Below are 11,678 nucleotides of genomic sequence, written 5' to 3'. Positions count from 1 at the left end.
GACTTATTCGGCCGAATTTTTACGTATTTGCAAAGATGTTATGTGAATTGAACTTGAATCGAATTTAAGAAAGTAGGAAATGTTTTTTAATACTATCGAGGTTAAGATCTTTAGCCAGAGCTCTAAATACCCCTCTATAAAATATTTAGGCCATAAGAATTTATGACCTAAGAGAATAAGTTACTTATCCCAAGTTCAGGCTATTTATAAAAAGCTTCCACTTTGCCTTTTAATTTAATCAACATTGGCTGACCTCGTCTGTCTAATGCTTTAGGAGACGGTACTTTTAACCAACCTTCACTAATACAATACTCTTCGACATTGGTCAGTTCTTTACCATTTAACTTAATACCAATTTCGTGCTCAAATATTTCTTCTACGTAGTGCTTACTGCGAGAATCACCAGAAAGGCGATCGGGTAAATCAGGACGTGAACTAGTGTCATTCATAATAAAAAATCTTAAAAATTAAAAGTGCGACATTGTAATCAAAGCGCCCAATTGGCTCAAGAGTTACATTCTGGATTGACACATTTGTTAATGGCCAAAGTCACCTAATGCTTGCATGGCTAATTCAGCTTTTTCTTTTTGCACAAAAATATGATCATGATAATAGGCTGCGATGACATTAGCACTGATCCCCTTTTCAGCCAGCTTAGTTGAAATAGCTGCGGTTAAACCCACCGCATCTAAGCTTGAATGAACAGTTAAGGTAATGCCCTTAAATACTGACTCAAAGGCTAATTGGTTAGCCAAAGCCACTTCTTTAGAAAGAACCAAGGTTAAGCCCTCCTCTTCAAGAAAAGTAGCTAATGGGGATAATTTGCAGAACTCTGCATATTCACCTTGTACGCTACAAAACACATACTCCCCCACCATTAACTTAGGTGACATTGATGCCAGTAATTTAGTTAAATTCGTTTCTCCAACCACTGGGAGCTCCTTGCGTAACAATTATTATGAGGTTTGATTTACTAACTGTAGATTATAAGCTCGATGTAAAGGCTTTAAGGTTTAACCATATATAAACAGTTTTCTAAAAAGATTTCTTCTGGATAGTCAGTAAATTCAAAGCCAAATTTTTTATAAGACTTAATCGCACTCTCATTGTACCCCAAAACAAATAACGAACAGTCAGTCACACCTAGTTCTTGTAACCCTTGAGCACATAATTGAGACATCAACTCAAAGGCAATGCCTTGACCACGAAATTTAGGATTAACAACAAGACGCCCCAAATGGCACTTATTTAAACGTAAGTAATATTGACCAAAACCGAGAAACTCCGCCTTATTAGATAAGAGCACAAAGGACTTTAACTTGTTAAGTTTCAAATCCTCAGTAAAAGACGACAAACTCAACGGATAGCGAAAATTAGGCCCAGCCCAATCTTTCAACTCCTGCTCATCGGCAAACCAAGTCATCATCTTAACAAGATGTACTTCCATAGGTTGTGTTAACTGCATCAAATTTCCAACGCCTCACAAATGGTTTACTTAAATTTTAATTAAGTAGCTACTTGTTATGTTTTTACTACATCATTTCTAACTTTTGTTTTTGTATAATTAATTGGAGGATATTCACAATGGTTTTGAAAGTACCACCATAGAAACTGTCCCTCTGCTTCCGCTAACGTTTTTCCATATCTAGCGTAATCACAAACCTTGACAGAAATAGCCCCATAATTTTCTATTATTGCGGAGTATTTTAGTTTGTTAGCTTTAGAAGTCGCATGCAACTTAGCATCTTTATATCGTCTAGTTTTAAAACTACTTTTTGTTAGTCCAATATAAATAATACGACTTTCACCTAGGACTCTAGGGATGGGCTTTTCAGAGAGTAAGAAATAAATTATATTTTTAGAAGTACTTGCTTTCTCAGAGCCGTAAACTGCTTTAAATTTTTCAACAGAAACGTCATCTATTTGATGAGGTAATGTTGTGAATTGTTCGATCTCATCATATAAATCAGAATAATTTAGCTCTGGCACTAAGTCTCCTTAAAAACATAATAATTATGTCATTCTCAATTGTTATCGTAATTTTATGCGACCTCTAGGTTATTCTTTTATAACCGTTTTATGCCAGTGAAGCAAAAGGCAGTTAGTTAACCACCCAAAACTCTCCAGTTCAGATGGTATTTATAAAATTATGTTAATGGCGCAGCCATGCCTTGCGTGCGAAGCACATTTTTTTTATTTACCCGCGAATCCTAGTTCGCCGAGCAACGCTGACTAACAAAAAGGAAATAACATGGATGTTATTTGAGCAATGCTTGTAGGGAACAAATCATTGCGATTTTTGTTAGGCAAGTCGCGCAGGCATTAGAACTTGGTTGGAGCACGGCATTTTCTGGTTACTCTTTTTTGCTGTTGAAAAAGAGTCACTGGTGCAGCAAGGATGCTGTATCAAAAACGCATGCGACCGCCAAGGAAGGCGGAAGGTAGAAGAACGCAGGACGCAGTTATCGAGATTGCGGTGAACGAAGTGAATATTTTATGAGCAACGCTCATACTTTTAAAAAGGCTTAAGGTTAAGCCAACAAACCTAACCTCGTCTCCAACTCGTTTTACCCGCATTATCTTCTAAAACGATGTTCATGGCTTTTAATGCATCACGAGCCGCATCTGCTGCAGCCCAATCTTTTGCTGCTCGTGCATCGTTACGGGCTTTGATTAACCCTTCGATTTCCGCTACGTCATCATCGCCACCGGCTTTTACACCCGCTTGTAAGAACTCAGTAGGTACTTGTTGCAAGATACCTAAAATGTCAGCCAAATTGAGCATTACGCCAGCTAAATCAGCTGCGTGTTGACCTTCAGCTTTATTCACTTCTTTGGCTAATTCAAACAACACGGCGAAGGCTTCGGGAGTATTAAAGTCATCATCCATAGCTTGATTAAAACGCGTTTGATAATCGCCTAGACTCATATCTACGTTTTTATTTGGAGTAACGTCACGCAAAGACGTATACAAACGTTCAAGTGACGCTCGCGCTTGTTTTATAAAAGCATCTGAATAACTTAATTGGCTTCTATATTGAGCCGACATTAAAAAGAAACGTACGGTTTCAGCATCGTACAAATCTAATACATCTCGCAAGGTAAAGAAGTTGCCAAGCGACTTAGACATTTTTTCTTGATCAACCTGCACCATGCCAGTGTGCATCCAATAATTCACATACTTGGTATCAAAAGCACAGCATGATTGTGCCACTTCGTTTTCATGGTGAGGGAAAATCAGATCAGAGCCACCGCCGTGAATATCAAAATGTTCACCTAAATGTTTATGATTCATGGCTGAACATTCGATATGCCAACCTGGACGGCCATTCCCCCAAGGCGATTCCCAAAAAGGTTCACCAGGCTTAACTGATTTCCACAACACAAAGTCCATTGGGTCACGTTTATCATTGTTTACATCAACTCGCGCGCCCGCGTTGAGTTGTTCTAGATCCTGACGACCTAACTTGCCGTAATCTGCATAGGTTTTAACTTCAAATAACACATCTCCGCTTTCGGCTTGATATGCATAACCTTTATCCACTAGGCGCTGGATCACATCGATAATCTCTGGGATATGGGTCGTGACTCTGGGTTCAATATCAGGCTCTATTAACCCTATTGCTGCGAAATCTTCGTGCATTAACTTAATGGTTTGCTCGGTGACTTGGTCTGGTGTTAATCCACGCTCATTAGCTCTGGCAATAATTTTGTCATCAACGTCAGTTATATTACGTACGTAATTAACCTCTAATCCACGAGAACGCATGTAACGCACCATTAAATCAAAACTCAAATAAGTACGGGCATGGCCCACATGACACAAATCGTAAACGGTAATACCACACACATAAATGCCCACCTTCCCTGAGTGTAAGGGTGTAAACTGCTCTTTTTGGCGAGTTAAGGTGTTGTAAATATGTAACATTTATTCTTGATCCTGTAGGTGAAAATTTAAGATTGAGTGTGTTGAAAGGCCGAATTCTACCATCGAGAACAACGAGCTGCATTAGTCAATTCCACTAAAAGCTTTAAAAATGGCAGATGTTTAGGCTAAAATGCGCCCTCCATGTAGTACTTCGCAAACTGAGGACATTCTCAATGGTTAAAATCCATACAAATTACGGTGTAATTACACTGACACTTTTTGCTGATAAAGCACCTATCACTGTGGCTAACTTTTTAGATTACGTGAAAGAAGGATTTTACGACAATACAATATTTCACCGCGTTATTGATGGATTCATGATCCAAGGCGGCGGATTTGAACCAGGTATGGAACAAAAAGAAACAAAAGCAACTATCCAAAACGAAGCAAACAATGGTGTTGCTAACGAAATAGGTACCGTAGCTATGGCTCGTACCAACGAACCACATTCAGCTACAGCACAATTCTTTATCAATGTTGGCGATAATGCATTCTTGAACTTCCGCAGCGAAAGCGCTGATGGTTGGGGCTACTGCGTATTTGCTGAAGTATCAGACGGTATGGATGTAGTGAACAAGATTAAAGATGTAAAAACAGGCAACTCGGGTTATCACCAAGATGTACCTGTAGATGATGTTGTGATCCAAAAAGCTGAAATTGTCGAGTAATACGACACATTTAGTTTTTTAGTAGCGTTTGTTCAGATCGAACAAACGCTTCCCCCTCCCCTTTAAATACAAATATTTCGAATAGAATGACAGCATTTAGCTACTTTATATCTGATTTACACCTATGCGCTGAAAGAGACGATATCACTCAATGTTTATTTCGCTTTCTAACCGACCAGGCACCCAAAGCAGAAGCATTGTATGTATTAGGTGATCTATTTGAGATGTGGATTGGTGATGATGATTTAAGTCAATTTAATTTGAGTATTGCAGCTGTATTTAAAAGATTAAGTGACAGTGGTATTCCGGTTTATTTTATTCATGGCAACCGTGATTTTTTAATCAGAGATAAATTTGCCAAACTTGCTGGCATGACATTATTACCAGAACAAGCCGTTGTAAATTTATACGGTACACCTACCCTAATCATGCATGGTGATGAACTGTGTACTAAAGATGTGGTGTATCAGAAGTTTCGTAAAAAGGCGCGTGGTTGGTGGTGGCCAAGGTTAATGTTAAGCCTGCCCTTAAAAATACGCCGAAACATTGCAGAAAAAGGCCGCAAAACCAGTCAAAAAAATCATACTAAACTTACAGCCGAAATTATGGATGTGACACCAGATGATGTGGTGGAAAGTATGCAAGAGCACAAAGTGCAAAGGCTTATCCACGGTCATACTCACAGACCTGCTATTCACGATTTAACGCTTGATAACCAACCCGCCCAGCGTATTGTATTGGGCGACTGGTATGATCAAGGCAGTATTTTAAAAGTATATAAAGACGGCTTCGATTTAACCTCTATCGATTTTTAACCTCAGACGTTTAACCTTAAGCTTTAAACTTATGGCCTTTTACCTTTGGCTTTTAACTTCAAATTGTTATTCGTTTATTAAAAACAACTTTAGACATAAAAAACCCGAGAGGCTTGTTTTTATTGGCCTTTCGGGTCTTTATTGGTTCTTATAGAACCTTATATTGGTGCGGATGGGGAGACTCGAACTCCCACGGCCTAAGCCACAGCCCCCTCAAGGCTGCGTGTCTACCAATTCCACCACATCCGCGTGTTTGTATTTAAATGACTAGTTTGGTACGTCGCTTTCTTCAGCAGGCTCAGAAGCCGGTACGTCTGACTCTGTCGTCGTTGTAGCAGGTACGTCTGTTTCAATAGCTTGTTCAACAACCGGCACATCAAGGTTTTGCCATTCGTCAGCACCTTTTTCTTTGTCAGCAGTTTGGTTACCCAAGATTAAGCTAATGACAAAAAATGCTGTGGCTAAAATAGCGGTAGTTCTCGTTAGGAAGTTACCTGAACCACCAGAACCAAAAACAGTGTTAGACCCGCCGCCGCCAAAAGAAGCGCCCATATCTGCGCCTTTACCTTGTTGGATTAATATAAAACCAACCAACATTATGGCTACAATCAAATAAACAATAATTAATACTTCGTAAAACATGTGCTGCCTCTATTGATTTGCTGCTAAGCAAATACTTAAAAAATCTTCTGGATTTAAACTGGCTCCGCCAATTAAACCGCCATCTACATCTGCTTGAGAAAATAATTCTTTCGCATTACTACCTTTAACACTGCCGCCGTACAAAATAACTATACCGACCGCAACGTTTGAATCTTGTTTAGCCAAGTGTTCACGGATAAAAGCATGAACTTCTTGTGCTTGTTCTGGACTAGCTGTTTTTCCAGTACCTATGGCCCAAATGGGTTCGTAAGCCAATACTAAATTTGCGAATGCCGAAATACCAACTAGGTCTAATACTGCATTTAATTGCGCGGCGATATAGTCAAACAAAGTGCCTGCTTCACGCACTGATTCTGGCTCACCGACACATAAAATCGGTGTCAGCTTAGCTTCCAATACCTTCGCTACTTTTTGCGCAACTATTTCATCAGATTCAAAATTATCTTCACGACGCTCTGAATGACCAATAATGGCATAACCACAACCAAACTCTTTAAGCATGGATACAGAAACTTCACCAGTATGCGCACCCGAATCAAATTGACTGACGTTTTGTACGCCCAATTTAGTCGAACTGCTAAATAAACCTAAATATGGAGCAGGTGGACAAATAACCCAATCCATATTTGAAAGTTTCGCTTGATTTAACTGCGACTCAATTTTTTCAACCAACGACTTATCGCCGTTCATTTTCCAATTTCCAGCTACTAGAGGTCGACGAGTACTTGATGTCACAATTATGTTCCTTTCAACGCATTAAAAAGCGCGCGAGATATTAACCAACCCAACCCAAATATACAAGGGGCTCAGGTGAATATTGCCCCCTGAATAGGTTATTCGTTCACTTTACGAACAGCATCTGCGATATATTCCGCCCAAGTACTTGAATCTTGCGCATCATTTGCTTCAACCATTACGCGAATAAGAGGTTCTGTACCACTTTTACGCAACAACACTCGTCCTTTATTTTCCAATGCTTTTTCAGCATCAATAACGGCTCGTTTGACTAATTTATCGTCCAGCGGTTGTTTGCCATCAGTAAACCTAACATTAATCAATGTTTGCGGATATTTGACCATCCCCTGACTTAATTCATTTAAAGTCATTTCTGCGTGCAACATCGCAGCTAATACTTGTAAGCCGGCCACAATTCCGTCGCCTGTCGATGCCGCGGCAAGATTCAATACATGACCTGAACCTTCACCACCAATAGACCAACCTTTTTGTTTCAGTAACTCCATAACATAACGGTCACCTACGTTACTGCGAGCAAACGGTACACCTAGAGTAGCTAGGGCAACTTCTAGACCTAAATTACTCATAACCGTACCCACTACACCGCCTTTTAAATTTCCAGACTTAAGTACGTCTCGAGCGATGATATAAACAATTTGGTCACCGTCAATGACATTGCCCTTGTGATCAACCAACATAATGCGATCGCCATCACCATCCAAGGCAAAACCTAAATCTGCATTATTTTCTAATACACATTCTGTGACGGCTTTCATTGAAGTGGCCCCCACTTTATGGTTAATGTTTAAACCGTCAGGCTTAGTACCAATTTCAATCACTTCTGCACCTAACTCGCTAAGTACATTGGGCGCAATGTGATACGTTGCACCGTGGGCACAATCCACCACAATTTTTAAGCCCTTCAGCGACAAATCTGATGGAAAGTTAGCTTTACAAAATTCAATGTAACGCCCTGCTGCATCATCTATTCTGGCCGCTTTACCCAACCGATCTGATGCAACACACTCCATGGGACGATCCATTTGTTGCTCGATAGCAATTTCAATTTCGTCGTCTAACTTCATACCATCAGCAGAGAAAAACTTAATACCGTTATCGTAATAAGGGTTATGCGAGGCACTAATGACTATGCCCGCTTCTGAACGGAAAGTTTTGGTTAAATAAGCAATAGCTGGCGTGGGCATGGGACCTAATAATCCAATATTGATACCTGCAGCTGAAAGACCTGCCTCCAACGCTGACTCAAGCATGTAACCTGAAATTCGCGTGTCTTTACCAATCAATACTTTGTTTGTGCCCGTGCCGGCGAGTACTTTTCCTGCTGCCCAACCTAACTTCATGACAAACTCAGGATTAATTTTGCTTTCGCCTACTTTTCCTCGAATCCCGTCTGTACCAAAATACTTTCTGTCGCTCATTTATTACTCCTGTAAGTATTGATTAAGCTTGTTATTTTAATCGCATCTAATGTTTCTTTGACGTCGTGCACCCGCAAGATATTAGCGCCTCCTTGCACTGCAATGCCAGCGGTAACAATACTACCAGCTAGCCTTTGCTCTACTGTTCTGTCCAGTAACTTTCCCAGCATAGACTTGCGCGAGGTACCGGACAAAATTGCACAACCTAATTGTTTAAAAGTGTCTAATTTAGCTAATAAGTGATAATTATGCTCCATGGATTTTCCAAACCCAAATCCAGGATCAATAATAATATTATCCACACTTATTCCCGCTTGAATACAATCTTCAATCCTTGCTTGTAAAAAGTGTTTCACCTCTTTCACTAAATCTTGATAGCTAGGGTTATTTTGCATGGCCTTAGGTTGACCTTGCATGTGCATGATACATACAGGGACTTTTGCTTTGGATGCCGCTGCTAGTGAACCGGGTGATTGTAAAGCTCTGACATCATTAATTAACCCAGCTCCGGCCGCCACAGCCTCTTTCATCACCTTTGCTTTGCTTGTATCTATAGACAACACACAATCTACCCGAGTGCGTATTGCTTCGATAACGGGTATCACTCGGTCTAGTTCTTCTTGTTCAGTGACTTCCTGCGCACCAGGACGCGTAGACTCACCGCCAACATCAATAAAATCAGCACCTTCACCGACCATTGACTCAGCGTGAAATAGAGCCTTTTCTATATTATTAAAATGTCCACCATCAGAAAATGAATCGGGAGTGACATTTAATATGCCCATTATCCGTGGGCTAGCTAAATCGATAAACTTATCTTTAAACTGCATACATAAAATGACTAGTTTTAACCTTTTTAAACAAAAAACGCCTTGCTGATAAATCAACAAAGCGTTTAATAACCTCTAACTATAATTAGCTAGGAGCATCTTCCGGATTGCCTACGTCAGGCTTAGGCGTATCATCTTTTTTAGCTTCTTGTTTATCATCTACAGCATCTTTATCAGCAGTAGTTGCTCCACCAGATGGTTTATCAGAATCATCACCTTTACCATCACGTACCCAATCAGCTGGTAAACGCACTTCAACTCTATCCATTAAGTCATCAATCTGTTTAGCGTCTATGGTTTCATATTTCATCAAGGCATCTTTCATGGCCTCAAGGATGTCCATATTATCTTTTAACAGTGTTTCTGCTAACTCATAGTTTCTGTCGATTAATAACCTTATTTCAGCATCAATATCACGTGACGTTTCAGCTGACATGGACGACGGTGCTGCGCCCATAAACATTTCGTTTTCATCGTCTTTGTAATTGATTGGGCCCATTTTTGGAGATAATCCCCATTGAGTCACCATTTTACGCGCGATATCAGTAGCACGTTCAATATCATTTGATGCACCGGTTGTCACACCAGCCGCTCCTAATGTTATCTCTTCTGCTATACGGCCACCGAATAAAGTAGCAATTCTAGATTCTAATTCTTCTCTTGATGAACTGTATTTATCCTGTTCAGGCAAATACATAGTCACACCCAAAGCACGACCTCTTGGAATAATTGATACTTTATAAACGGGATCATGTTTTGGCACTAAACGACCAACAATAGCGTGACCCGCTTCATGGTATGCAGTATTGGTTTTTTCTTCTTCAGACATGACCATGGTCTTACGCTCAGAGCCCATCATGATCTTATCTTTTGCTTTATCAAATTCATCCATACTTACTACACGTTTATCATTACGTGCGGCAAACAATGCAGCTTCATTGACTAAGTTTGCTAAATCAGCTCCAGAGAATCCGGGAGTACCACGTGCAATTAAAGAAGCTTCAACATTGTCGCCCAATGGCACTTTACGCATATGTACTTTTAATATTTGTTCACGACCACGAATATCAGGTAATCCCACCATCACTTGACGGTCAAAACGACCAGGACGAAGCAAGGCTGGGTCTAACACATCAGGACGGTTAGTCGCGGCAATCACTATGATTCCTTCGTGACCTTCAAAACCATCCATTTCTACTAACATTTGGTTAAGTGTTTGTTCACGCTCATCGTGTCCACCACCATGACCGGCACCACGTTTACGGCCAACTGCATCAATTTCATCAATAAATATAATACAAGGTGCTGATTTTTTAGCTTGGTCGAACATGTCTCTTACACGAGACGCACCTACACCCACAAACATTTCAACAAAGTCCGAACCTGAAATACTAAAAAACGGTACTTTTGCTTCACCAGCAATAGCCTTAGCTAATAAGGTTTTACCTGTACCAGGAGGGCCTACCATCAAAACACCTTTAGGTATTTTACCACCTAACTTTTGAAACTTGCTTGGGTCACGTAAAAAGTCTACTAGCTCAGTTACGTCTTCTTTAGCTTCATCACAACCAGCAACATCAGAGAAAGTCGTTTTAATTTGGTCTTCACCTAACAAGCGAGCTTTACTCTTTCCAAAAGACATGGCGCCTTTACCACCGCCACCTTGCATTTGACGCATGAAAAATATCCAAACACCAATTAGTAACAACATTGGGAACCAAGAGATAAAGATCGAGGTGAGTAATGAAGATTCTTCAGGTTGAGTGCCTGAGGTGTCTACACCTTGCTCTAATAACTGATCCATCAATTTCATGTCTAGATATGGCACAACTGTGGTAAATTTTTCACCGTTGCGCATTGTTCCCACTATCACGCCTTCTTTGTCGAAATTAGCACTACTTATCATGCCATTATCAACGTTCTTCACGAAGGTGCTGTAGCTCATGTTAGATTGATTAGAATCGCTACCGGAAAAGTTTTGGAACACCGACATCAATACGACAGCGATAACCAGCCATAAGATTAAATTTTTTGCCATGTCGCTCAAGTTGTTAAACCTCTGTTGTTACTATGAGTCTATTGACTCTTTGAAATGCGTCTTGCGCTTCTTTGTTTGAAAAAGCCAGACTACTATAAATTATATCCTGTCGCTACTAGATAAACTTATCTAGAACCTGCTCTGGATGCTTTTTGTACATTTTTAAAAACATATCAAAACCGTCATCCTTAAATACTATTCCGACTTTCTGATTGTTTATTCTTAGTCATCGAACATATTGAAATTAGGAATAAATGAGAGATGGCGGTAGAATACCGATTTTCAACCATATTTAATTAAATAAATTGTAAGAATAATTACACAATGACATTATCAAACAAACAAAAGCAGCACCTAAAAGGTTTAGCACATTCTTTAAAACCCGTAGTTCAGTTAGGTGGAAACGGGTTAACAGAAGGTGTTTTGGCCGAAATCGAATCAGCGATTAGTTTTCACGAATTAATTAAAGTTAAAATTCCAACAGATGACAAAGAAGAAAAATCTTTAATCATGGATGCTATCGTTAGAGAAACTCAAGCCATCAAAGTGCAAAGTATTGGTC

The 11,678-nt window shown here is 39.9% G+C and carries 13 protein-coding genes and 1 tRNA gene; 3 read left to right on the top strand and 11 right to left on the bottom strand.

What is annotated here, in order from left to right:
• Positions 1-200 precede the first annotated feature (200 nt).
• From ACSHXM_RS18670 to cysS, 5 genes are all read right to left on the bottom strand, one after another.
• Complete coding sequence (locus ACSHXM_RS18670; RefSeq protein ID WP_435691327.1) at positions 201-449, bottom strand: DUF3297 family protein; 249 nt, start codon at positions 447-449, stop codon at positions 201-203.
• Positions 450-536: 87 nt separating this feature from the next.
• Positions 537-932 (bottom strand): ACT domain-containing protein, encoded by a 396-nt coding sequence (locus ACSHXM_RS18665; RefSeq protein WP_435691325.1) that lies wholly within the window; start codon positions 930-932, stop codon positions 537-539.
• A 74-nt stretch (positions 933-1,006) separates the two neighbouring features.
• A complete protein-coding gene (locus ACSHXM_RS18660) occupies positions 1,007-1,465 on the bottom strand; it encodes a GNAT family N-acetyltransferase (RefSeq protein ID WP_435691323.1) in 459 nt (152 codons plus the stop codon).
• A 56-nt stretch (positions 1,466-1,521) separates the two neighbouring features.
• Positions 1,522-1,989, bottom strand: coding sequence for a hypothetical protein (locus ACSHXM_RS18655; RefSeq protein ID WP_435691321.1), 468 nt, complete (start codon positions 1,987-1,989; stop codon positions 1,522-1,524).
• 556 nt (positions 1,990-2,545) lie between these two features.
• Positions 2,546-3,928 (bottom strand): cysteine--tRNA ligase, encoded by a 1,383-nt coding sequence (gene cysS / locus ACSHXM_RS18650; RefSeq protein ID WP_435691319.1) that lies wholly within the window; start codon positions 3,926-3,928, stop codon positions 2,546-2,548.
• A gap of 173 nt (positions 3,929-4,101) precedes the next feature.
• Here cysS and ACSHXM_RS18645 point away from each other — a divergent pair, with 173 nt between their 5' ends.
• Both ACSHXM_RS18645 and lpxH read left to right on the top strand, forming a co-directional pair.
• Positions 4,102-4,596: a peptidylprolyl isomerase gene (locus ACSHXM_RS18645; protein ID WP_435691317.1), complete on the top strand. Its 495-nt coding sequence runs from the start codon at positions 4,102-4,104 to the stop codon at positions 4,594-4,596.
• 86 nt (positions 4,597-4,682) lie between these two features.
• Positions 4,683-5,411 (top strand): UDP-2,3-diacylglucosamine diphosphatase, encoded by a 729-nt coding sequence (lpxH, locus tag ACSHXM_RS18640; protein ID WP_435691315.1) that lies wholly within the window; start codon positions 4,683-4,685, stop codon positions 5,409-5,411.
• A gap of 164 nt (positions 5,412-5,575) precedes the next feature.
• Here the strand turns inward: lpxH and ACSHXM_RS18635 are convergent.
• From ACSHXM_RS18635 to ftsH, 6 genes are all read right to left on the bottom strand, one after another.
• Positions 5,576-5,660 (bottom strand) — tRNA-Leu (locus ACSHXM_RS18635).
• A gap of 18 nt (positions 5,661-5,678) precedes the next feature.
• A complete protein-coding gene (gene secG / locus ACSHXM_RS18630) occupies positions 5,679-6,053 on the bottom strand; it encodes a preprotein translocase subunit SecG (RefSeq protein ID WP_435691312.1) in 375 nt (124 codons plus the stop codon).
• A 9-nt stretch (positions 6,054-6,062) separates the two neighbouring features.
• Positions 6,063-6,809 (bottom strand): triose-phosphate isomerase, encoded by a 747-nt coding sequence (tpiA, locus tag ACSHXM_RS18625; protein WP_435691310.1) that lies wholly within the window; start codon positions 6,807-6,809, stop codon positions 6,063-6,065.
• A gap of 98 nt (positions 6,810-6,907) precedes the next feature.
• Complete coding sequence (gene glmM, locus ACSHXM_RS18620) at positions 6,908-8,248, bottom strand: phosphoglucosamine mutase (protein WP_435691308.1); 1,341 nt, start codon at positions 8,246-8,248, stop codon at positions 6,908-6,910.
• Positions 8,245-9,078 (bottom strand): dihydropteroate synthase, encoded by an 834-nt coding sequence (folP, locus tag ACSHXM_RS18615; protein WP_435691306.1) that lies wholly within the window; start codon positions 9,076-9,078, stop codon positions 8,245-8,247. Before folP ends, glmM begins: the two co-directional genes overlap by 4 nt.
• 85 nt (positions 9,079-9,163) lie before the next feature.
• Positions 9,164-11,125, bottom strand: a complete 1,962-nt coding sequence (ftsH, locus tag ACSHXM_RS18610) for an ATP-dependent zinc metalloprotease FtsH (protein WP_435691304.1) — start codon at positions 11,123-11,125, stop codon at positions 9,164-9,166.
• Positions 11,126-11,440: 315 nt separating this feature from the next.
• On the opposite strand from ftsH, the gene yhbY reads away from it, so the two are divergent.
• Positions 11,441-11,678, top strand: a 238-nt coding sequence (gene yhbY, locus ACSHXM_RS18605; protein ID WP_435691301.1) for a ribosome assembly RNA-binding protein YhbY, incomplete at its 3' end; no start/stop codon positions are given.

This window comes from Paraglaciecola sp. (assembly GCF_051252315.1).
Lineage (GTDB): Bacteria > Pseudomonadota > Gammaproteobacteria > Enterobacterales > Alteromonadaceae > Paraglaciecola.
Note: the sequence above shows the minus strand (reverse complement) of the source record. Positions and strands in the feature narration are given on the sequence as shown.